This window comes from Streptomyces azureus (assembly GCF_001270025.1).
In the GTDB taxonomy this organism is placed as follows: domain Bacteria; phylum Actinomycetota; class Actinomycetes; order Streptomycetales; family Streptomycetaceae; genus Streptomyces; species Streptomyces azureus.
The window spans coordinates 1-21450 of the sequence record NZ_DF968203.1 but is presented as its reverse complement, the minus strand read 5'-3'; the positions used below and the strand labels follow the sequence as shown (position 1 = coordinate 21450).

The following is a 21450-nucleotide window of genomic DNA, read 5'->3' as shown; positions in this document are numbered from 1 at the left end:
CTTCTCTTTCGGATCTCTCTCGTGGGCTGGCGATAGGTTGCCCGTCATGACTGGATCCGGACCCGTCGCCTGGCCAACTGCCCCGATTAGAACCGAACGGCTCGTGCTCCGCGAGTCCGAGGCCCGGGACCGTGCGGCGTTCATCGAGTTGTTCGCGTCGCCGGAGGTGCGCACCTACCTCGGTGGCCCCCGACCGCGTGATGAGCTCGAGCGCGCGGTGCCCGAGGTGCCCGGGCGGCGCCCCGGCCTGTTCGTGATCGATCTCGACGGAGTGATGATCGGCACGGTCACGCTCGACCGACGTGACGCGGAACGCCCGGGTCGCGTCCGTCCGGAGGGCGGAGAGGCCGAGCTCGGCTACATGTTCCTGCCGGAGGCGTGGGGATGGGGGTACGCCGCTGAGGCGTGCGCAGCGGCACTCGGCTGGTTCGCCGACGCGCTTCCCGGTGAGCCGGTGGTGCTCTGCACCCAGACCGCCAACGACCGCTCGATGCGGCTGGCGGCGAAGCTGGGGTTCACCGAGGTGGAGCGGTTCGAGGAGTTCGGCGCCGAACAGTGGTTCGGCGTGTGGTCCTCGGTCACGCCGTCCGGCTGAGCCAGGCCCGGCAGCCTCTGCCGGCCCGACGGGGCAGCTCGGACTCCCGACTTTTGCCGTGCCATGAGCCATTCATGACCAGATGCCCAGAGAGCCGAGGTCATGATGGTCGGCGTCGGTAAGGCATGCCTTGGCTAACCCGCTCGCGTGGTGGGTCGGGGCGGAGGGCCGGGAGGGCCGCAGCACATGTGGGACGACGCGTTTCCGAGCTTCCTGATCGGACTGAGGGAAGGACTGGAAGCCGGCCTCATCGTCTCCGTGCTGGTCGCCACCCTCGTGCGGGCGGACGCTAAGTCCCGTCTGCCGCAGGTGTGGACGGGCGTACTGGCCGCGATCGCGCTCTCGATGAGCTTCGGCGCGGTCCTCACGTTCACCGCCGCCTCCCTTTCCACCGCCGTGCAGGAAGCCTTCGGCGGCGTGCTGAGTGTCGTCGCCGTCGCCTTCGTGACCGCGATGGTGTTCTGGATGCGCCGCTCGGCCCGCAGTCTGGCGGGAGAGATCAAGGAGAAGGTCACCGAGGCACTGACCATGGGCGCCGGTGTGCTGGTCCTCACCTCCTTCCTGGCGGTGGGGCGCGAGGGCCTGGAAACCGCCCTGTTCCTGTGGACCACGGCCCGCGCGGCGGACGAGTCGATTGGGCCGCTCACCGGCGCCGGTATCGGCCTCGTTCTGGCGACGGTGCTGTGCTGGGGGCTCTACCGCCGGGTGCTCTCCATCAACCTCACCCGCTTCTTCACCGCTACCGGCGCCGTCCTCATCGTGATCGCCGCGGGCGTGCTCGGCTACGGGCTGCGCGACCTCCAGGAGGGCGGGGTCCTGCCCGGTGGGGCGGCCTACGCCGTCGACCTGAGCGGCAGCGTCGACGCCGGGTCCTGGTACAGCACTCTGCTCCAGGGCGTGCTCAATCTGACGCCGACGATGACGTGGCTTCAGGTGGTGGGGTACGTCGGGTATCTCGGCGTGGTGATGACGCTGTTCGTGAGGGGCCTGCGGGGAATTGCCTCCAGCCCGAGCCCGAGCCCGAGCCCGAGCCCGACACGCACCGCGCCCGCGACCCCGCCCCGCCCCACGAAGGCCCCGCCACCCCTCCCCGTCCCCGCACGCCACCGCCCCGCCTGGCCCATCCCCGTCGCCGTGGTCGCCGTGCCCGCCCTCCTGGCCGGGCTCGTCGTCGTCCTGGCGCGCCCCGAGCCCGCCGGGGGCGAGACGGTCGCCGTCTCCGCGAAGGACTGCGGTGAGGGTTTCACCGCGCCCAAGCCGGGGCGGCAGGCCTTCCAGATGCGCAACACCGGCGACCAGACGTCCGAGGTGTACCTCATCGACCCGGCCACCAACGCGGTCTACGGCGAGATCGAGGGCCTGGCCCCCGGCACCACCCGCGACCTCGTCGCCACCGTGGCGGGTGGTACGTACGCCTGGCGCTGTGTCCCGGCCGACGGCAAGGCCGTCACCTCCAAGGCGGTCCGGGTCGGCGGTGCCGCCGGTGCCGGGGCCGTCGTCCCTGTCTCCGAGCAGGATCTCGCGGGGCCGCTGCGGGCCTACAAGGCGTACGTGAACCGGGGTCTGGCCACCCTCGTCACCGAGACCCGGAAGCTCGGCGACGACATTCGCGCCGGTCACCTGGACGCGGCACGCGCCGACTGGCTGACCGCGCACCGCACCTACGCCTCCCTCGGCGCCGCCTACGGCACCTTCGAGGACTTCGACCAGAAGATCAACGGCCGGCCCGACGGTCTGCCAGGCGGGGTTCACGACAAGGACTTCACCGGCTTCCAGCGGATCGAGTACGGGCTGTGGCACGGCCGGGCGGCGGACGAGCTCAAGGGCCCGGCACAACAACTGGCCGCCGATTCCGCCGGGTTGCGAAAGGCCTTCCCGCACCAGGATTTCGACGCCTCCGACCTGCCCCTGCGCGCCCACGAGATCCTGGAGAACACCCTCCAGTTCGAGCTGACCGGCGACACCGACCAGGGCAGCGGCACCGGACTGGCCACGGCCGACGCCAACCTCTCCGGTACACGCGAACTGCTCACCGTGCTCCGGCCGTTGCTCACCACGCGGGCCCCGCATCTGCTGCCCACCGTCGACGCGGACATCGCGCGACTCCAGACGCTGCTCGACGCCGAGCACCGCGACGGCCGCTGGACCCCTGTCGGCCGGCTCGGCCGGACCGAGAAGGCCCGGATCGACGGGGCCACGGGGCAGCTCCTGGAAGACCTGTCGCCCGTGCCGGACCTGCTCGAGATCAGGAAGTCCGCGTGAGCACCGGCCGCCACGAGCACAACGAACACGCCGAAGGGAACGTCCCCATGCCGTCCGCTGACACGCCTCCGCCGGGCTGCCCCGCCCACACCGGCCGCCGTTCCTTCGTCAAGACGGCCCTGGGTGCCGGAGCGGCGGGCGCGGTCCTCGCCGGGGGAGGCGTGGCGCTCGCCGAGACCGGCAGTGGCGCGGCCCAAGCGGCCCGAGCGGCTGAAGGGATGAACGCCGCCGCCGTGCCCTTCCACGGCCCCCGCCAGGCCGGGATCCTCACCCCCCAGCAGAAGGCCGCCGCCTTCGTCTCCTTCGACGTCATCGCCGACGATCGCGCGGAACTTGCCGACCTGCTGCGGACCCTGACCCAGCGAGCCCGTTTCCTCACCACCGGCGGCACCCCCACCGACCTGGGTGTCGGCGCCCCGCCCTCGGACAACGGCATCCTCGGCCCGGTCGTCCCGGCCGACGCGCTCACCGTGACCGTCGGTGTCGGTGCCTCCCTCTTCGACGACCGCTACGGACTCGCCGGCGCGAAGCCGCGCCGGCTCACCCCCATGCGCACCTTCCCCAACGACAACCTCGATCCCGCCGAGTGCCACGGCGACCTGTCCCTCCAGATCTGCGCGGCCCGGCAGGACACCGTGCTGCACGCGCTGCGCGACATCGCCAAGCACACCAGGGGCGCGATGCAGATCCGGTGGCGCGTCGACGGCTTCCAGAACGTGCCCCGGCCCAGCGGTGCCCAGCGCAACCTGCTGGGCTTCAAGGACGGCATAGCCAACCCGGACGTCGCCTCGGCCCGCGAGATGGACCACCTCGTGTGGGTCGGTGACGGGCAGGGCGAACCCGGCTGGGCGAGCGGGGGAAGTTACCAGGTCGTCCGGATCATCCGGATGCTGGTGGAGTTCTGGGACCGGGTCTCGCTGACCGAGCAGGAGCAGATGTTCGGCCGGCGCAAGGACACCGGTGCGCCGCTGGACGGCGCCAAGGAGACCGACAGCCCGAACTACGCCAAGGACCCGCACGGCACGGCCATCCCGCTCGACGCCCACATCCGCCTCGCGAACCCCCGCACCGCGGCGACCGACGACTCCCGCATCCTGCGCCGGGGTTACAACTACGACCGGGGCGTCGACAGCGTCGGCAACCTCGACATGGGCCTGGTCTTCTGCTGCTACCAGCAGGACGTGCGGCGCCAGTTCGAGGCAACGCAGACCCGGTTGATCGACGAACCCCTCGTGGACTACATCTCCCCGACCGGCGGCGGCTACTTCTTCGCCCTGCCCGGCGTGCGCTCGTCCTCCGACTGGTTCGGCCGGGGACTGCTCTCGGCCTGAAGTCCCGTCTCCAGGCGTGAAGTCCCGTCTGTGTCAGAAGTGTTGACCGGGCTGTGCAAACGTTTTAACTTCCCTTCACCGGACGCGCCGAGGTGAGGGGGAGCCGTGGCAACTGCCTTACGGGAACGAGCAGGTACGAAGGGGGTGGGTCCGGGCCGACGCGATCCTGATGGGGTGCAGCGCAAGCGTAAAGGTTTTCAGAGCGGGACGTTGTTCCTGCTCATGCTGCCCGGCGTCGCCTACTTCCTGCTGTTCCACTACGGCGCACTCGTCGGCAACGTCATCGCGTTCAAGGAGTACGTGCCGTTCGACGGCCTGTGGGGCAGCCCCTGGGTGGGCCCGGGCAACTTCCAGCGCATGTTCGAGGACGCGGCGTTCTGGGACTCGGTCCTCAACACCCTCTGGATCTCCGTCCTCCAGCTGGTCTTCTACTTCCCGGTACCGCTCGGCCTCGCCCTGCTGCTGCACACGCTCACCTGGAGCTCGGTTCGCCGGTTCGTGCAGTCGGTGGCGTATCTGCCGCACTTCATCTCGTGGGTGATCGTCGTCGCGCTCTTCCAGCAGGTGCTGGGGGACACAGGCCTGCTCAACAGCGGCCTGAGCGGGGCCGGTCTGCACACCGTCGACATCATCGGCAACCCCGACGCGTTCGAGCCGCTCGTCGTCGCCCAGGTCATCTGGAAGGACGCCGGCTGGGGCACGATCATCTTCCTCGCCGCGCTCGCCCAGGTCGACGAGCAGCAGTACGAGGCCGCCGCCATCGACGGCGCCGGGCCCTGGCGGCGCTTCTGGCACGTCACCCTGCCCGCCATCCGCCCGGTGATCGTGCTGCTGCTGATCATGCGGCTCGGCGACATCCTCTCCGTCGGCTTCGAGCAGATGCTGCTGCAACGCGACGCGGTCGGCCCGCAGGCCGCCGAGGTCATCGACACCTTCGTGTACTACCAGGGCATCGTCGGCGGCGACTACGGATTCGCGGCCGCAGCGGGCCTGTTCAAGGGTGTCGTCGGCGCCCTCCTCGTGTACGCCGCCAACAAGGTGGCTCACCGCCTCGGCGAACAGGGGGTCTACAAGTGAGCGCGTCCGCCCGGCCCGGCTGGATGGAGAAGCCCAGGCCCCTCACCCAGGCCGCGAAGGCCCTCGCCCTCGCCGCCGTCGTGCTGCTGGTGTGCGTGCCGTTCCTGGTGATCGTGTCGACCTCGCTGGCGTCCACCCAGGAGGTCGTCGACAACGGCGGCTGGGTGCTGTGGCCCAGCGAGCCCACGCTCGACGCCTACCGCGACATCTTCGACGGCGGCATCGTCACCCACGCCCTCGGCGTCAGCGCGGGCGTGACGATCGTCGGCACCCTGCTCAGCCTCGCCTGCACGGTGACGCTGGCGTACGCGCTGTCCCGCCCTGGCGTCTTCGGCGGCAAGCCCGTGCTCCTGCTGGTGCTGTTCACGTTCCTCTTCCCGCCCGGCATGATCCCGAGCTTCCTGCTCGTCAAGGAACTCGGCCTGCTCGACTCGTACGCCTCGCTCGTCCTGCCCGTCCTGGTCAACGTGTTCAACCTGGTCGTCCTGCGCGGCTTCTTCCAGTCGGTCCCCGAGGAGCTGTACGAGGCGGCCCGGCTGGACGGGGCGGGGGACTGGCGGGTCCTGGTGTCGGTGGTGCTGCCGCTGTCCAAGGCCGCCCTCGCCGTCGTCGGCCTGTTCTACGCCGTCGCCTACTGGAACTCCTGGTTCTACGCCTCGCTGTACCTGGAGAGCGACCACTGGCCGCTCCAGCAGGTGCTGCGCACCTATGTGGTGTCCGGCGCCGGACTCACCGACGCGACCACCGGCGAGGCCACCGTCACCGCTCCGCAGACCGTGCAGATGGCGGTGCTCGTGATCGCCACCGTGCCGATCCTGCTCGTCTACCCGTTCCTCCAGAAGTACTTCACCAAGGGCGTGCTCACCGGCGCCATCAAGAGCTGACCCAAGCCGACACGAGGTGATTCACCCATGCCCAGCATGTCCCGACGCACCCTGCTGCGTACCGTGGCCGCCGGTGGTGCCGCCGTCTCCGTCCCCGGTCTGCTGACCGCCTGCTCCTCGGACTCAGGCGACAGCGACGTCTCCAACGCCGGCAAGAAGCTCGCCCCCTGGCCCGCCTACCGGCCCGCCGCCGGGCCCAAGCCCGACCTGGCGCCCACCGACGCCGGTGTCCAGGCGGGCTACACCACCTACCCGTCCGACCTGGTCAAGTCCGTCTCCCGCACCCCGGGCGACGGCTCCACCGTCCGCGTCATGACCGTCTCCTTCGGCACGCCGCCCAAGCCCCGCTCGCAGAACCGCTTCTGGGCAGCCGTCGAGAAGGCCCTCGGCGTGAAGATCGAGTACACGATCATCTCCCAGGCCGACTACCAGAAGAAGATGGCGACGGTCATGGCCGGCGACGCCGACGCCCTGCCCGACATCATCAACATGTTCGCGGGCTTCACCCTGCCCCGCGAGGCGCAGTTCGTGCAGCGCCGCGGCCAGGACCTCACGCCGTACCTGTCGGGCGACGCGATCGCCGACTACCCCAACCTAGCCAACATCCCCACCCACGCCTGGCGCGACATGGGCCGCATCGGCGGCCGCATCTACGGCATCCCGCTGGAACGCCCGCTGCCCGGCTCGACCCTCTGGATCAACCAGGACATGTTCGCCGACGCGGGGATGAAGGAGGGCTGGACCGCCGAGGACTTCACCGCCGTGGCCCGGCAGGGCACCCGCGGCCGGACGTACATGCTCGGTGCCGCCAACGGCTCCCTGTTCGGCAACGCCTACCACTCCGCCGCCCACAACGCGCCCCAGCGCTGGGCCGTCACCAAGGACGGCACCTTCCTGCCGGCCCCCGCCGACGAGCGCTACAAGGCGTCGATCGCCTTCCAGGCCCAGCTGCGCAAGAACGGCTCCTACCACCCCGACGCCACGTCCATCTCGCAGATCGACCTGACGACCCTCTACTACAACGGCACCGTCGGCTCCATGCAGGACGGGTTCGGCGCATACCTGCCCAAGTACCGGGAGTCCAAGGGCAAGATGAGCCCCGCCGCGGCCCTGCCGTACAGCGTCGGCGGCGAGCCCGGCGGCATCGTCGCCGCCCGCCGCTCCTTCGGCTACACCGTCCTGAAGCAGGCCAAGAAGGAGCGCATCGAACTGCTGCTGCGCATCCTCGACTACCTCGCCGCGCCCTTCGGCAGCGAGGAGTGGGAACTCGTGCACTACGGCGTCGAGGGCGTCCACTTCACCCGCGGCAAGGGCGGCTCGCCCGAACCCACCAAGCTCGGCGAGGTCGAGAACAACACCAACCTGCCGCTGAAGTACCTCGCCGAAGGCCCCCAGGTGCTGTTCGTGCCCGGCATGCCCGACGCCGTGCGCGCCCTGCACGCCTGGCAGCGCGAGGTCGTACCGCACGCCATCCGCGACGCCTCCTTCGGGCTCCAGTCCGCGACGAACAACTCGCAGGGCGCCACCCTCAAGACGTTCCTCGACGACACCATCACCGGGATCATCGCCGGACGGCTGCCGATGTCCGAGTGGGACGCGGCGGTGAAGAAGTGGCGGAGCCGGGGCGGCGACAGAATGGCCGAGGAGTACGCGAAGGACTACGCGGCCAACACCTGAACAGCGGTGGGCGGAAGAGGAGACGCGGGGGATGGGGAACGACAGGGTGTCCAAGGGACGGGTCACGATCCGCGAGGTCGCCGAGCGGGCGGGCGTGTCGACGGCCACCGCCTCCCGCGCGCTCAGCGGCAACCACCCGGTGCCGCCGGCGACCCGGGCCCGGGTCCTGCGCGCGGCCCGCGACCTCGACTACGTGGCCAACGCGCACGCCCGCGCCCTGGTCGGCGGCGGCCGCAAGATGGCCGCCGCCGTGGTCCGCCAGGTGACCAGCCCCTTCTACGCCCAGGTCGCCGAGGGCGTGGAGGCGGAGGCCGCCGACCGCGGCTGGCTCTGCGTGGTCGGCGCCACCGGCGGCGACGCGCAGCGCGAGATGGAGTTCGTGCAGCTCATGCGGGAGGAGGGCGCCCGGCTGGTGATCCTGGTCGGCGGGGTCGTCGAGGACGACGCCTACCGCGAGCGCGTCGCCCACTACGCCCACGCCCTCGACTCCTCCGGAGCCCGGCTCGTGCTCTGCGGCCGGCCCGCGCCCGACCCGGAAATACCGGCGCTCGTCGTCGAGTTCGACAACGAGGCCGGGGCCCGCGCCATCACCGCCCATCTGCTGTCGGCCGGACACCGCAGGATCGTCTTCCTCGGCGGACTGCCCGGCAACACCGCGCTCGACGCCCGCGTCGCCGGCTACCGGGCCGCCCTCGCCGAGCACGGGCTGCCGCCCGAGGCCGCACACGTCGTCGACTGCGGACTCGGCAGGGCCGCCGGTCACCGCGCGATGACCGAACTCCTCAAGTTCGGGCGGGAGTTGACCGCTGTCTTCGCCGGGGACGACATGGTCGCCGCCGGCGCCCTGCGCGCCATCGCCGACGCCGGACTGCGCGTCCCCGGCGACATCTCCGTCGTCGGCTACAACGACATCCCGCTCGCCGAGGACTTCAACCCGCCCCTCACCACCGTCCGCACCCCCGCGGAGGAACTCGGCCGCGCCGCCGTGCGCATCGCGCTGCGCGACCCCGAGCACGCCGCGGGGGCCCACCATCTGCTCGGCACCCACATCGTCGTACGCGACAGCGTCGGCGCGCCCCCGCCCGGGCGCGCCCTGTGACCAACGGAGGAACCGCACCCGCATGAGCGCGCCGCACGTGTCGCTCCCCGACCCGACGCACCTCCCCAACCTGCCCCACCTGCCACCCCCGGACCCGCTGACCTCGCCCCTCACCGGCTGGACCCGCGCCCACTGGGAGGCCATCGCCGACCGCCTCCTCGACGCCCTCACGCCCTACGCCTCCCCGGGCCTGGCCCAGTACCGGCTGCCCGGCCCGCCCAGCCACTCCGGGCCCTGGTCGGACGGTCTCGAAGGGTTCGCCCGCTCCTTCCTGCTGGCCGCGTTCCGTATCGCCGGTTCGGGCGGGCAGGGTGTGTCCGGCCTGATCGAGCGGTACGCGGCCGGGCTCGCGGCCGGCACCGACCCGCGCGGCCCCGACCGCTGGCCGCCCATCACCGACCGGTCCCAGCCCATGGTGGAGGCCGCGTCCCTCGCGATCGCCCTGCACGAGACCCGCCCCTGGATCTGGGACCGGCTCGACGACCGGGTACGGCAGCGGGTCGCCGACTGGCTGGGCGGCTTCGTCGGAGCCGTGGTCAACGACTCCAACTGGAGGCTGTTCCAGGTCATCACCGAGGAGTTCCTCGCCTCCGTCGGCGCCCCGCACAGCCGCAGCGAGATCGACGCGGGCCTGGCACGCCTGGAGGACTGGTACCGGGGCGACGGCTGGTACACCGACGGCGACGGCCGCAAGTTCGACTACTACAACGCCTGGGCGCTGCACCTGTACCCGGTCCTGTGGGCCCGTATCGCGGGGCCGCGCGCCGACCCCCGGCTGGTGGCGGAACACCGGACGCGTCTGCGCTCGTTCCTCCACGACCACCAGCACTTCTTCGGGGCCGACGGCGCGCCCGTCCACCAGGGCCGCTCGCTCACCTACCGGTTCGCGACGGCGGCCCCCTTGTGGGCGGGTGTCCTCGCCGACGCCACCCCGCTGCCGCCCGGCCGCACCCGCCGCCTGGCCTCCGGCGCGCTGAAGCACTTCGCCGAGCGCGGCGTGCCCGACGAGCACGGGCTGCTCACGCTCGGCTGGTACGGGCCCTTCCTCCCCGTCACCCAGCGGTACTCGGGCCCGGCCTCCCCGTACTGGGCGAGCAAGGCCTTCCTCGGCCTGCTCCTGCCCGCCGACCACCCCGTGTGGACGGCGCCCGAGGAACCCGGCCCGGTGGAGACGGCCGACGTGCGCCTCGCGTTACCCGCCCCGGGCTGGCTCCTGCACTCCACGACGGCCGACGGCATCGTCCGGCTCGTCAACCACGGCAGCGACCGCCTCCCGCCCCCACCGGCAACGGCCGACGACAGCCCCCACTACGCCCGCTTCGCCTACTCCAGCGCCACGGCCCCCGAGACACCACCGGCACCGCGGGTGGGCCCCGACAACCACATCGCGCTGCTCGCTCCCGACGGCACACCCAGCCCCCGCGGGCGCATCCACCCCCTCGGCGTCGAGGGCGCCCGGGCCGCCTCCTGGCACCGGGCCCTGCTCCCGGGCGACAGCTCAGGACACCGCATCGAGACGGTCAGCGTGGTGCACGGCCCCTGGGAGGTCCGGGTGCACCGCGTCGAGGCGCCCCCCGGCACGCCCGTGCGCGAGGGCGGCTGGGCCGTCGCCGACGACACCACGCCACTGGCCGCCCGAACCGGCCCCGGTTGGGCTCTGGCCCGCCGCACGGACGGCCTGACCAGCACACTCGTCGGCCTGCACGGGTGGAGCGACGACGAGGGGGCGGTCATGGCGGCGGTGGGCGGCAATGCGTACGGACACCACTCGGCGACGCCGCTCCTGACGCTGCCGTCCCACCCCGGAGGTACGCGCCTGATGGTGACACTGGTCGCGCTCAGTGCCGACCCGGTGGCGCACGCCCTGGTCGAGGGGGCCCGCGTATGGACCGGAGCCGACGGGAGCGTGGAGATCCGCTTCCCCGACGGCATACGGGAGTCGGTGCCCTGAGAAACGCCGTGGGGGCGTGGCTCGGCCGAGCCACGCCCCCACGGCGTCACGCCGCGTCAGGCCTCCACGCGCCTGCGCGTCACCGCCTTCCTCAGCAGCGGCCAGGCCAGCAGCAGCACGATTACCGCGTACACCGTCACCGCGAACGGCGTGTTGAACAGTCCCGTCACGCTGCCGTCGCTGATCTGGAGGGCGCGCCGCAGCTGCTGTTCGGCGTTCGGGCCGAGGATCACGCCGATGACGGCGGGCAGCACCGGCAGGCCGTAGCGGCGCATGCCGAAGCCGATCAGGCCGATGATCAGCAGGATCACCAGGTCGATCACCTCACCGCCGACCGCGTACGCGCCGACCGCCGCGAAGAACATGATCCCGGCGTACAGGTACGGCCGCGGAATGCGCAGCAGCTTCGCCCACAGCGGTGCCAGCGGCAGGTTGAGCGCGAGCAGCAGCACCATGCCGACGAAGAGCGAGGCGATCAGGCCCCACACCAGGTCGGGTTCGCGCTCGAAGAGCAGCGGGCCGGGCTGGATGCCGTACTGCTGGAAGGCGGCCAGCATGACGGCCGCGACCGCCGTGGTCGGCAGGCCCAGGGTCAGCATCGACACCAGGGTGCCCGCCGCCGAGGCCGACGCCGCCGACTCCGGACCGGCCACGCCCTCGATGGCGCCCTTGCCCCACTCGTCCTTGTGCTTCGACAGGCGCTTCTCCGTCACGTACGACAGGAAGGTCGGGATCTCCGCGCCGCCCGCCGGGATCGCGCCGAACGGGAAACCGATGAACGGGCCGCGCAGCCACGACTTCCAGGTCCGGTTCACATCCCCGCGCCCCAGCCACGGGCGCCCCACCGGGATCGGCTCCGGCGGGCTGCGCCGCAGGTGCGCCGCGACCCACAGGGCCTCGCCGATCGCGAACAGACCGACCGCGACGATCACCACGTCGATGCCGTCGGCCAGTTGGAGCGAGCCGAAGGTCAGGCGCTGCTGGCCGGTCATCTGGTCCAGGCCCACCAGGCCCAGCGTGAGGCCGATGAGCAGGGAGGCGAGGCCCCGGATGCGGGACGAGCCCAGCACCGACGTCACCGCGATGAACGCCAGCACCATGATGGCGAAGTAGTCCGGCGCGCCGATGTCCACGGCCAGTTCGGCGACCGTCGGGGCGAGCGCGACCAGCAGGATCGTGCCGATCAGGCCACCCGCGAAATGCCCGACGGCTGCCGCCGCGAGCGCCTGCGCGCCACGCCCGGACTTGGCCATGGGGTTGCCCTCCATGGCCGCCACCACCGCCGCGCTCTCGCCGGGCGTGTTGAGCAGGATGGAGGTGGTCGAGCCGCCGAACATCGCGCCGTAGTAGATGCCCGCGAACATGATGAACGCGCCGGTCGGTTCGAGCCCGTACGTCACCGGCAGCAGCAGCGCGACCGCCATCGCCGGGCCGATGCCGGGCAGCACGCCGATCGCCGTGCCGAGCAGCACACCGATGACAGCCCACAGCAGGTTGACCGGGGTGAGGGCCGTACCGAAGCCGTCCATGAGGGAGTTGAAGGCATCCATGTCACAGCACTCCCATCAGCGGACCGCCGGGCAGGGGCACTCCGAGCAGGTTGTTGAAGACCACGTAGGTGACGAGGGAGAGCCCGGCCGCGATGATCGGATCGCGGTCGATCCTGCGGCTGCCCAGCGCGAAGGCCGCACCCCAGAACAGCAGCGCGCCCGCGACGGGAAAGCCGAGCGGCTCGATCAGCACGGCCGAGCCGAGGAACACCCCGGCGAGCAGCAGCACCGTGCGCCAGTCGGCGGGTTCCGACAGGTCGACGTCCTCGCCAGTCTCGGCCTGGCCCCGGCCGCCGCGCAACACGTCAACGGCGAGCAGGGCGGCGATCACCAGCAGGCCGGCACCGACCACGACCGGCACGGTCTTCGGGCCGATCGGGCCGCGCTGGGCGATGTCGACGTCCATGGTGAGCGCGTCCGTCAGGACGAGCACGCCCAGCACCAGCAGCAACACGCACACGCCGAGTTCGGAGTGCTCGCGCAGCCACGCGCGCCGCTCGCTGCGCTCGGCCGGGGGATTCCCGGTGGTCTGCGTCGTCACAGTCCCAGCTCCTTCAGCACCGAAACCACACGCTTGTCCTCGGCGTCGAGGAACGCGTCGAACTCCTCACCGGTGAGGAAGGCGTCGTCCCAGCCGTTCTGCTCCAGGGACTTGCGCCACTCGTCCGAGCCGTGCAGTTCCTCGAGCAGCCGCACGAGCTTGGCGCGCTCCCCGTCGGTCAGGCCGGGCGGGGCGACGATGCCGCGCCAGTTGGTGAAGTTCACGTCGTACCCGGCCTCCTTCAGCGTGGGCGCGTCCAGCCCCTCGACGCGCTCGGGGCCGGTGACCGCGAGGAGACGCAGCTCGCCCGCCTTGATCTGGTCCAGGTACTCGCCGACGCCGGACACACCGAAGGCGACCTTGTTGCCGAGGATCGACGCGAGCAGCTCGCCGCCGCCGTCGAACGGGATGTAGTTGACCTGCTTCGGGGGGATCCCGGCGGCCCGCGCCATCAGCATCGGCGCGAGGTGGTCGGGCCCGCCGGGCGACGAGCCGCCGCCCACCGGGAGCTTGCCCGGGTTCTCCTTCCAGGCGCCGATGAGATCGTCGATCGTCTTGTACGGGGAGTCCTTGGCGACCACGACGACGTCCTGCTCCTCGGTGAGCCGGGCGATCGGCGTGGTGTCGCCGAGCGTCTTCGGCGCGTCGTTGGAACGGACGGCGCCCACGACCCCGAGGCCCATGGACATGGCGAGTTTGCCGTTGCCGTGCTCGCTCACCAGCCGGCTCAGCCCCACCGTGCCGCCGGCACCGGGCAGGTTGAACACCTCGATGTTGTGGGTCAGTCCGGCGTCCTCGGCGTTCTTCGCGGCCGTACGGGCCGTGATGTCGTAGCCGCCGCCGGGCGTGTTGGGGACCATGAAACGCAGGCCAGGGATCTGTGTGCCGGTCTCGGAGCCGCTGCCGGTGGTCAGCAGCGGCGGTCCGACGAGCACGAGCACGGCGGCCCCGAGCAGGGCGAGGGGAGTGCGCAGGCGCACGAGTGCCACCACCTGTCGGTACGTCGTTGCGGGTAGGTAAGGGCCCTGTGGGGGAGGGTGACGTGGGCCACATGCTGCACCGAGCGCCGACGAGCTGTCTCTCTTGCGGAATCAACGGAGGTTTTGGTCTTTGCGGTCACCGGCGCGACCCGGACGACGCGAGTTCCCGGGGCCGCCGAGCGCGCGACCTGTATTCCGGGGCCGTAGAGTGCGCGACCTGTATTCCGGGCCCGCCGAGCCCGCGACGCCGAGGCGGCCGGCACCGGCCGCCTCGGCATCGCCCGGGTGCTCAGTGGCCGAACGCGGTCAGCACCCCGTTCTGCCCGGGCGCGAACACCCGGCCGCCCGCGGTCGCGATGCCGGGGTTGACCCAGCCCCGCCAGTCCTCCTCCGCGAGCACGTTCTCCATCGGGTGCGGTTCGGACCACAGCCGGTAGGACCAGACGACGGCGCCGGTGCGCTCGTTCAGGACCACCAGCTTGCCGTTGCCGTCCTGGACGTACACGTGGCCGCCCGCGACGAGGCGGACGGTGGCCGCCTGGCGCGGACTGGTGTAGCTCCAGGCGGGTTGGTACGTCGTCGTGCTGAGCGCCTTCACGACGCCCCGGTGGGCCACGTAGACCCGGCCCGGTCCGAACGCGGGCGTGGCGTCGGCGGGGAAGGAGCGCAGGACGGCTCCGGTGTTCTGGTCGTACGCCACGGTCCGCTCGTCGTCGGCGGCCGAACTGCGCAGCCACAGCGCCCCGGCGCCGCGCGCGATCGGGTTGCCGCCGCGCGCGGTGAGGTCGGGCACGTCGTAGCGGCGCAGTTCCCGGCCGCTGCTCCGGTCCAGGAGCTGGAACGAGTAGTTGTCGAAGCCGAACCACACGCCGAGGTCGTCGACGACGACCGGCGAGATGCCCCAGTCGACGAGCGGGGCCCGCCACAGCTCCGCTCCGTCGCTCGCACGCAGCGCCAGGGCCGTACCGCGGCCGTACTGGGTGTAGAGGACGCCGTCGTACCACGTCGGCGGATACTCGCAGATGCCGGATCCGATGCTGCGGGACCACCGCTGCCGGCCCGTCGCCGGGTCCCAGGCGGTCACCACGCCCCTGCCGGTCTGGGTGTACAGCAGTCCGCCGCCGTAGGCCAGCGTGGCCTTGGCGTCGTTGTCGGCGATCAGGCGCTGGGGCCACAGCCTCGTGCCGGTGGCCGCGTCCAGGCCGGCGAGTTCCATGTGCGGACCGCCGGTCTCGTCCTCGCCCACCGCGTTGACCACCACGAAGACCTTCCCGCCGACCGCCACCGGCGCGGAGACGGCCGAGCCCAGGTCGGCCGACCAGAGCTTGGTGAACGGCGGCGCCGCCGTGGCCTTGGCGACGAAGCTGTCGTGACGGGCGTTGGCGCGGTACCCCAGTGTGGCGTCCGCCGGTTCCGTGGTCGACGTAGCGGGCGCGGGTGCCGCGCTCGCCGCGCCGCCGGGGCCGGCGCCGACGGCCAGAACCGCCAGGGCCGTCGCCACCACGCAGCCCGATCTGATCCGGACGCGTCTCGCCGTGCTGCCCATGAAACCCCCCTCGGGTCGGATGGAGTGGCCGGTGCACCGGCCGCCGCTCCCATTACCCGCAACACGCGGAACAACTCCCGTTCCATCGGGGCGACTTAAGGTCTGATCGGGCCTCGGCGCCCCGGCTCGGCCGAAGCGGCGCATATGCCCCGGGCGGGGATGGGTAAACCCAGGAAATCGAGTGTGTGTTCGCTAGCCGGCGGGGCACCAGGGGGAGCGGAGGTTGATATCTATGGTTCCCCTGCTTCTTGTCCTTCTGCTGGCCCTGATCCTGTTCGGCGCGGGTTTCGCGCTCAAGGCCCTGTGGTGGATCGCGGTGGTCGTGCTGGTGCTGTGGCTGCTGGGCTTCGTGATCCGCACGGCGGACAGCGGCGGCCGCAAGGGTCGCTGGTATCGGTGGTAGACGCACAAAGCGTCAGGAATGGGGTAAAGGAATGTGGCCCGATTCCCTCGTATGAAAGGCGTTCCGGTTCCATGGCCGATAAACAAGACGTCGTCGAGCTCATCCTCCGGGATCATCGGCGCATGGAGGACCTCTTCCGCGAGATGCGGAGCGTCGAAGCCGACCGGTCGGGTGCGCTGCGGGAATTCGCGGATCTGCTGATCGCGCACGCGCTGGCCGAGGAGGCCAAGGTCTACCCGGCCTTGAAGCGGTACAAGAACATCGACGACGAAGAGGTCGAGCACGGCGAGCACGAGCACGACGAGGGCAACAAGGCCCTCCTGGAACTCCTCCAAGTGGAGGAGGTCGGCTCCGACGAGTGGGACGAGAAGCTCGAGGAACTGGTGGAGGCCGTCACCCACCACGCCGACGAGGAGGAGCGCACCATCCTCAACGGCGCGCGCGAGAATGTGGCGATGGGGCGGCGCGAGGAACTGGGCCAGGCGTTCTGGCAGGAGCGCGAGCGGCAGCTGAAGGCCGGCTGCGGTTCCGTCGACAACGTGCGCAAGATCGTCGAGTCCTGAGGGCTCCGATCCCGCCCGCTCACGGTGCCCGGACCGGGAACGGCCCGGGCACCGGTGTGCGCCAGGCCCTGTCGTCGAATTCCCGCCTGCCCCGCGACGCCATGCACGCTCCCCCAAGCTCTTCGAACAGGGGGGAACCCCACTCGCCGCACCGGGCACAGACCCACGTACAACCAGTACGAGGGCCTGCGCCCGGCACGCCGAGAGCACGCACCTGCTGCCGCGGGGCCCGCCCTTCGGGCGGACGACGGGAATGTGACCACAGGGCCTAGCCGTCCGCGGGGGCCCGGCAGGCGATGTCCCGCCCCGGCAGCCGCCCCGTGGCCAGGTACGCGTTGACCGTGTCGTCGACGCACGGCACGCCGTACACGCCGTACACCGCGTGCTGGTCGGCGCCGGGCACGGTGATCAGGCGGGAAGAGGGCCACATCCCGCGGACCGTCTGCGCGCCCTCGTAGTCGGTGCGCGGGTCCCCGGTGGCGTTGACCAGCAGGGCCGGCAGGTCGTCCCGGATCACGGTCGGACGCTCACGCGGCCGGTCCCAGAACGTGCACGGGCTCAGGTTGTGCGTGACGGGCGCGAACAGCGGGTCCTCGGCCCGGGTGCGCTGCACGTCGCGCCAGTACACCTCCGGGTCGCGCGGAGCGGGGCCGTCGCCGCACAGGATCGCCGTCTGCACGCTGCCGTAGTGGGAGTCGGTGTCCGTGAGCACGAACTCGAGCACCCCGGCGAGCCACGGGGACGGCGTGACCCGCTGCCCCCGCGACGCCCGCAGCATGTCCCGGACGCCCTGCGCGAAGTCCCCGTAGGCGGCGTCGTTGTGCTGCGACAGGCCGTTGAAGGCGACGATCGGCATCACGTGCTCGTCCAGCCGGTGGCCGCCGAGCCGCAGCGGCGTGCGGGCCGCGGCCTTGCGGACGCGGTCCACGGTCGCCAGCACCTCGCCCCGTGTGCGGCCCAGCCCGTACGTCGCCTGGCGGGCGGCGGCCCAGGAGGCCCAGCCCTCCAGCGCGCGGCGGTTGGCCCGCTCGACGCCCCGGAGCAGCCGGGGCCCGTACCGGTCCGGGTCGATCACACCGTCCAGGACGACCCGGTCGGTCCGGCCGGGGAACATCGTGGCGTACACCTCGCCGAGGTAACTGCCGTACGAGTAGCCGAGGTAGGAGATCCGCCGCTCGCCGAGCGCGGCCCGGATGACGTCCATGTCGCGGGCGGTGTTGCGGGTGGTGGCGTGGGGCAGCACGTCGCCCGCGTGGATACGGCAGCGCCGGGCGAGGTCCTTCGAGAACGCGGCCACGCGGTCGAAGCCGGCCCGGTCCTCACCCGCCCCGCGCCAGGCCGAGCCGGTCGGCCAGCGGCAGTCCAGCGGTGTGCTGCGGCCGACGAAACGGGGATCGACGCCGACCACGTCGTACCGCGCGGCGACGTCTTTCATGGCTTTGCGCACCCACGGCCCGTCGCCGAGGGACGTCCCGCCGGGGCCGCCGCCGTTGAGCAGCAGCGGGCCGACGCGGTGGGCGGTGTCGGTGGCGCGGATCCGGGATATCGCGACGGTGATCGTGCGGCCGCCGGGGTCCGAGTAGTCCAGCGGGACGGTCACGTCGGCGCAGCGGGCACCCGCCTGCTCCAGTTCCTTGCCGGTCGTGTCGTCCGGTCCGAGCAGGCAGCTCTTCCAGGTGAGTTGCTGGTCGTGGTAGCGGGCGAGGGGGCCGGGGCCGGGACTCGCCCCGGCCGTGGCGGGCAGCGCCGTCAAGGCGAGACCGGCGGCCGTCAGGGCGAGGGCGGCTCGCCTCGCGGTTCCCGGGAAGCGGGATAACACGGGTGGATGTCCTTTCTGTCGCCGATGCCCCTCGTGGCGGGCAGGGACCTGCCGGAGAGGGGGGCGGTGCGACAGAACGCTAGGGACGGGCCGCCGTCCGCTCACTCCGGCTGGCAGCCGCTTCGAGGTGGGGCGAGCCCCAGCACAGAGGCGGGGGAATACCGTTTCCATGGTCACGGCAACAACCACAATCTTGGCCCCGAGCTGGGAAAATGCTCGGGAAGACCTTGTGCAGGTCGATGCAGGGGGGTTGTCCAGACATTCGCTCACGCCTAGGGTCGGCTTCCGGTGCAAGCGCTTTCCAAAGTGCTTTCCCAGCGTGTGTCCGCCGGCCGTCCGAGGAGCGCCGCATGTCCTTGTCCCCCACCCGCCGCCGCGTGGCCGTCGTCGGCACCGGAGCCATCGTCGGCGGCAGCCATCTGCCCGCGCTGCGGTCCCATTCCGACCGGGTGGAGCTGGTGGCCGCCGTCGACGTCGACCAGGAGCGGCTCGACGCCTTCCGCGAGCTGGCCGGCGGCCGGCTCGCCGGGTACACCTCGGTGGACGCGATGCTGGACGCCGTCCGTCCCGATCTGGTCCTCATCGGGACGCCGCCCTCCCTGCACCGCGACCAGACGGTGGCGGCCCTCAAGGCGGGTGCCTGGGTGCTGTGCGAGAAGCCGCTCACCCTGTCGCTCGCCGAGTACGACGAGATCGCCGCCGCCGAGGAGGCCTCCGGGGCGTACGCGGCGGTCGTCTTCCAGCACCGCTACGGCTCCGGCGCGGTACACGCCCGCGAGCTGATCACGAGCGGCGAGCTGGGCGCCCCGCTGGTGGCGCACTGCCAGACCACCTGGCACCGGGACGCCGCCTACTACGCCGTGCCGTGGCGGGGAAAGTGGGCCAGCGAGGGCGGCGGGCCGACCATGGGCCACGGCATCCACCAGTACGACCTGATGCTGCACCTGCTCGGCGAGTGGGAGGAGATCCGGGCCATGGCCGCCCGGCTCGTGCACGACACCGAGAGCGAGGACGTCTCCACCGCGCTGGTGCGTTTCAGGAGCGGCGCCCTCGCCACGGTCGTCAACAGCGTGCTGTCCCCGGACGAGGTCAGCCGTATCCGCATCGACTGCGCGGACGCCACCGTCGAGCTCACCCACCTGTACGGCCACACCAACGACAGCTGGGCCTACACCCCGGCCCCGCACGTCGGCTCCGACCGGGCCACCGCCTGGCGCGCCCCCGCGCACGACGTGCCCAGCTCGCACACCGCCCAGCTGGGCGCACTCCTCGACGCCTACGACAACGGCACCCGGCCACCGGGCAGCGGCCAGGACGCCCGCGCCACCCTCGAGTTCGCCGCCGCCCTGTACAAGGCGGCGTTCACCGGCCGCTCCGTGCACGCGGGCGAGATCGGACCCGGCGACCCCTTCTACGAGGCCATGCACGGCGAGTACCCCGACTGGGCCCCCAAGGAGCGCGCATGAGCATCCGAGTCACCCACACCCACGGCGAGGACATCGCCGTCACGGCGGCGAACGGCACGGAGATCCTCCGCTACGTCTACCGCCCCGACCCGGATCCCTTCGAATCCCGCAAGCCGTACGCCCACCCGGTGCGCACCCTGTCCGGCCGCACGGTCACCGGCTACCGCCCGAACGACCACCGCTGGCACAAGGGCCTCCAGATGACCGCGAGCCATCTGTCCGGCCAGAACTTCTGGGGCGGCAACTGCTACGTCCACGGCCAGGGCTATCTGCCCCTGCCCGAGCGCGTCGGCTCCATGCGGCACGACGGTTTCCCGGAGTTCACGGTCGAGGACGACCGCCTCGCCTTCACCGAGGAGCTCACCTGGGTGGAGAACGGCGGCGAGGAGTGGGCGCGCGAGGTGCGGGGGCTGACCGTCCACTCGGTGGTCGAAGAGGCCGGGGCCTGGGCCCTGGACTGGTCGATCCGCCTCACCAACGTCCGTTCCGAGCCGCTGGCCTTCGGGTCCCCGACCACCGCCGGTCGGGAGATGGCCGGCTACACCGGGCTCCAGTGGCGCGGCCCGCGCGACTTCACCGGCGGTACGGTCTTCGCCCCGGACACCGACGCCGACGCGGGGAAGCTGATGGGCACCCAGGGCCCCTGGCTCGCCTTCACCACCGAGCACGACGACGTCGACGGCCACTCCACTCTCGTCTTCGCGCACGCGCCCGAGAACCTCGACGAGGCGTCCGCGATCCACGAGTCGCACTGGTTCGTCCGCTCCGAACCCTTCCCGACGGTCGCCTTCTCCTGGGCGTTCTTCGAGGAGTTCGAACTCCCGCCGGGCGAGTCCTTCGCCTTCCGCTACCGGCTCGTCGTCGCCGACGGCGCCTGGGACCGCGACCGGGTCGGCACGCACCTGGAGGGCCTGCCGTGGTGAACGAAGCGAAGCCCGCCCTGCCGCACCCGCTGCCCGGCGCGATCGGCCTGTCCCATCTGAGCGCCTACGACTGGGAGGCCGCCGACGGCGTCTGCGGTGGCAGTCCGCATCTGCACCTGGTCTGCACCGAGGCGTACGTCGTCACCGGCGGCCGGGGCGCGGTCCAGACACTGAGCCCCGACGGCTACCGGGACATCCCCCTCGAGGCCGGCTCCATCGCGTGGTTCACGCCGGGCACCGTGCACCGCATGGTGCAGGGCGGCGATCTGCGCATCACCGTGCTGATGCAGAACAGCGGCCTGCCCGAAGCCGGGGACGCCGTGTTCACCTTCCCGCCCGAGGTGCTCGCCGACCCCGAGCAGTACGCTGCGGCGGCGACCCTGCCGCCCGGCACGGGTCCGGAGACGGCGGCGGCCGCCCAGCGCCGCCGGGACCTCGCGGTGGAGGGCTACCTCGCCCTGCGCGAGGCGCTCGTCGCCGGCGACGACGGCCCGTACCTGGAGTTCCAGCGGGCCGCCGCCCGGATCGTGCGCGAGAAGGTGCCCACCTGGCGCGACCTGTGGCGGGCGGGCGCCCTGGCCACCGCCGAACGCACCGGCGCCCAGCTCGACGCGCTGGCCGACGGCGAACCCGCCTACCTCGGCGAGGCCACCGCCTACGAGGCCGCGCCCACCCGGCTCGGCGGCTTCGGCATGTGCGGCCGGCGGGACGAGTACAACCTGCCCGGGACGACGCTGCCGTACCGGAGCGAGTAGCAGACCAGGGGGGGCTGAAGGGGGGGGG

The 21450-nt window shown here is 71.9% G+C and carries 18 protein-coding genes; 13 read left to right on the top strand and 5 right to left on the bottom strand.

The window, feature by feature from the left end:
- Positions 1 to 46: 46 nt before the first annotated feature.
- The 8 genes from AOQ53_RS04090 to AOQ53_RS04055 all read left to right on the top strand — a co-directional run bounded on the left by AOQ53_RS04090 (position 47) and on the right by AOQ53_RS04055 (position 10876).
- Positions 47 to 595 (top strand): GNAT family N-acetyltransferase, encoded by a 549-nt coding sequence (locus AOQ53_RS04090; RefSeq protein WP_059415042.1) that lies wholly within the window; start codon positions 47 to 49, stop codon positions 593 to 595.
- Between the two features lie 186 nt (positions 596 to 781).
- On the top strand, positions 782 to 2857 hold the full coding sequence (gene efeU / locus AOQ53_RS04085; RefSeq protein WP_059415040.1) for an iron uptake transporter permease EfeU: 2076 nt from the start codon (positions 782 to 784) through the stop codon (positions 2855 to 2857).
- Between the two features lie 47 nt (positions 2858 to 2904).
- The gene (gene efeB, locus AOQ53_RS04080; RefSeq protein WP_059415079.1) at positions 2905 to 4188 is read left to right on the top strand and encodes an iron uptake transporter deferrochelatase/peroxidase subunit; all 1284 of its coding nucleotides are present in this window, start codon (positions 2905 to 2907) and stop codon (positions 4186 to 4188) included.
- Positions 4189 to 4410: 222 nt separating this feature from the next.
- Positions 4411 to 5265, top strand: coding sequence for an ABC transporter permease (locus tag AOQ53_RS04075; protein ID WP_059415076.1), 855 nt, complete (start codon positions 4411 to 4413; stop codon positions 5263 to 5265).
- Positions 5262 to 6149: a carbohydrate ABC transporter permease gene (locus AOQ53_RS04070; protein ID WP_059415039.1), complete on the top strand. Its 888-nt coding sequence runs from the start codon at positions 5262 to 5264 to the stop codon at positions 6147 to 6149. The genes AOQ53_RS04075 and AOQ53_RS04070 overlap by 4 nt, the downstream gene beginning before the upstream one ends.
- A gap of 27 nt (positions 6150 to 6176) precedes the next feature.
- Positions 6177 to 7826 carry an extracellular solute-binding protein gene (locus tag AOQ53_RS04065; protein WP_059415038.1) on the top strand — a complete coding sequence of 550 codons (1650 nt, stop codon included), beginning with the start codon at positions 6177 to 6179 and terminating at the stop codon, positions 7824 to 7826.
- 31 nt (positions 7827 to 7857) lie between these two features.
- Positions 7858 to 8925, top strand: coding sequence for a LacI family DNA-binding transcriptional regulator (locus AOQ53_RS04060; RefSeq protein ID WP_059415037.1), 1068 nt, complete (start codon positions 7858 to 7860; stop codon positions 8923 to 8925).
- A 22-nt stretch (positions 8926 to 8947) separates the two neighbouring features.
- On the top strand, positions 8948 to 10876 hold the full coding sequence (locus tag AOQ53_RS04055) for a DUF2264 domain-containing protein (RefSeq protein ID WP_059415035.1): 1929 nt from the start codon (positions 8948 to 8950) through the stop codon (positions 10874 to 10876).
- A 56-nt stretch (positions 10877 to 10932) separates the two neighbouring features.
- Here the strand turns inward: AOQ53_RS04055 and AOQ53_RS04050 are convergent, their stop codons facing one another.
- From AOQ53_RS04050 to AOQ53_RS04035, 4 genes are all read right to left on the bottom strand, one after another.
- Positions 10933 to 12426, bottom strand: a complete 1494-nt coding sequence (locus AOQ53_RS04050; RefSeq protein ID WP_059415033.1) for a tripartite tricarboxylate transporter permease — start codon at positions 12424 to 12426, stop codon at positions 10933 to 10935.
- A gap of 1 nt (position 12427) precedes the next feature.
- Positions 12428 to 12967, bottom strand: a complete 540-nt coding sequence (locus tag AOQ53_RS04045) for a tripartite tricarboxylate transporter TctB family protein (protein ID WP_059415031.1) — start codon at positions 12965 to 12967, stop codon at positions 12428 to 12430.
- Positions 12964 to 13947 (bottom strand): Bug family tripartite tricarboxylate transporter substrate binding protein, encoded by a 984-nt coding sequence (locus AOQ53_RS04040; RefSeq protein WP_059415074.1) that lies wholly within the window; start codon positions 13945 to 13947, stop codon positions 12964 to 12966. Before AOQ53_RS04040 ends, AOQ53_RS04045 begins: the two co-directional genes overlap by 4 nt.
- 289 nt (positions 13948 to 14236) lie before the next feature.
- The gene (locus AOQ53_RS04035) at positions 14237 to 15493 is read right to left on the bottom strand and encodes an outer membrane protein assembly factor BamB family protein (RefSeq protein WP_167745679.1); all 1257 of its coding nucleotides are present in this window, start codon (positions 15491 to 15493) and stop codon (positions 14237 to 14239) included.
- 232 nt (positions 15494 to 15725) lie between these two features.
- Between AOQ53_RS04035 and AOQ53_RS04030 the strand changes: the two genes are divergently transcribed.
- Both AOQ53_RS04030 and AOQ53_RS04025 read left to right on the top strand, forming a co-directional pair.
- The gene (locus AOQ53_RS04030) at positions 15726 to 15896 is read left to right on the top strand and encodes a DUF5670 family protein (protein ID WP_059415027.1); all 171 of its coding nucleotides are present in this window, start codon (positions 15726 to 15728) and stop codon (positions 15894 to 15896) included.
- A 71-nt stretch (positions 15897 to 15967) separates the two neighbouring features.
- Positions 15968 to 16459, top strand: coding sequence for a hemerythrin domain-containing protein (locus AOQ53_RS04025; RefSeq protein WP_059415025.1), 492 nt, complete (start codon positions 15968 to 15970; stop codon positions 16457 to 16459).
- A 268-nt stretch (positions 16460 to 16727) separates the two neighbouring features.
- Here the strand turns inward: AOQ53_RS04025 and AOQ53_RS04020 are convergent, their stop codons facing one another.
- The gene (locus tag AOQ53_RS04020; RefSeq protein ID WP_059415023.1) at positions 16728 to 18278 is read right to left on the bottom strand and encodes an alpha/beta hydrolase; all 1551 of its coding nucleotides are present in this window, start codon (positions 18276 to 18278) and stop codon (positions 16728 to 16730) included.
- A gap of 350 nt (positions 18279 to 18628) precedes the next feature.
- Between AOQ53_RS04020 and AOQ53_RS04015 the strand changes: the two genes are divergently transcribed.
- The 3 genes from AOQ53_RS04015 to AOQ53_RS04005 are packed head-to-tail and all read left to right on the top strand — an operon-like array spanning position 18629 to position 21422.
- Entirely contained in the window at positions 18629 to 19744 is a 1116-nt protein-coding gene (locus tag AOQ53_RS04015; RefSeq protein ID WP_059415020.1) for a Gfo/Idh/MocA family protein, read from the top strand.
- The gene (locus AOQ53_RS04010; RefSeq protein WP_059415018.1) at positions 19741 to 20667 is read left to right on the top strand and encodes a DUF6807 domain-containing protein; all 927 of its coding nucleotides are present in this window, start codon (positions 19741 to 19743) and stop codon (positions 20665 to 20667) included. Before AOQ53_RS04015 ends, AOQ53_RS04010 begins: the two co-directional genes overlap by 4 nt.
- Positions 20661 to 21422: a cupin domain-containing protein gene (locus AOQ53_RS04005; RefSeq protein WP_059415016.1), complete on the top strand. Its 762-nt coding sequence runs from the start codon at positions 20661 to 20663 to the stop codon at positions 21420 to 21422. Before AOQ53_RS04010 ends, AOQ53_RS04005 begins: the two co-directional genes overlap by 7 nt.
- Positions 21423 to 21450 lie beyond the last annotated feature (28 nt).

Coding starts and splice junctions, on each gene's coding strand:
- AOQ53_RS04060 (WP_059415037.1), top strand. CDS start 7,858: ATGGGGAACGACAGGGTGTCCAAGGGACGGGTCACGATCCGCGAGGTC.
- AOQ53_RS04075 (WP_059415076.1), top strand. CDS start 4,411: ATGCTGCCCGGCGTCGCCTACTTCCTGCTGTTCCACTACGGCGCACTC.
- efeB (WP_059415079.1), top strand. CDS start 2,905: ATGCCGTCCGCTGACACGCCTCCGCCGGGCTGCCCCGCCCACACCGGC.
- AOQ53_RS04090 (WP_059415042.1), top strand. CDS start 47: ATGACTGGATCCGGACCCGTCGCCTGGCCAACTGCCCCGATTAGAACC.
- AOQ53_RS04010 (WP_059415018.1), top strand. CDS start 19,741: ATGAGCATCCGAGTCACCCACACCCACGGCGAGGACATCGCCGTCACG.
- AOQ53_RS04035 (WP_167745679.1), bottom strand. CDS start 15,493: ATGGGCAGCACGGCGAGACGCGTCCGGATCAGATCGGGCTGCGTGGTG.
- AOQ53_RS04055 (WP_059415035.1), top strand. CDS start 8,948: ATGAGCGCGCCGCACGTGTCGCTCCCCGACCCGACGCACCTCCCCAAC.
- AOQ53_RS04050 (WP_059415033.1), bottom strand. CDS start 12,426: ATGGATGCCTTCAACTCCCTCATGGACGGCTTCGGTACGGCCCTCACC.
- AOQ53_RS04030 (WP_059415027.1), top strand. CDS start 15,726: ATGGTTCCCCTGCTTCTTGTCCTTCTGCTGGCCCTGATCCTGTTCGGC.
- AOQ53_RS04065 (WP_059415038.1), top strand. CDS start 6,177: ATGCCCAGCATGTCCCGACGCACCCTGCTGCGTACCGTGGCCGCCGGT.
- AOQ53_RS04015 (WP_059415020.1), top strand. CDS start 18,629: ATGTCCTTGTCCCCCACCCGCCGCCGCGTGGCCGTCGTCGGCACCGGA.
- efeU (WP_059415040.1), top strand. CDS start 782: ATGTGGGACGACGCGTTTCCGAGCTTCCTGATCGGACTGAGGGAAGGA.
- AOQ53_RS04025 (WP_059415025.1), top strand. CDS start 15,968: ATGGCCGATAAACAAGACGTCGTCGAGCTCATCCTCCGGGATCATCGG.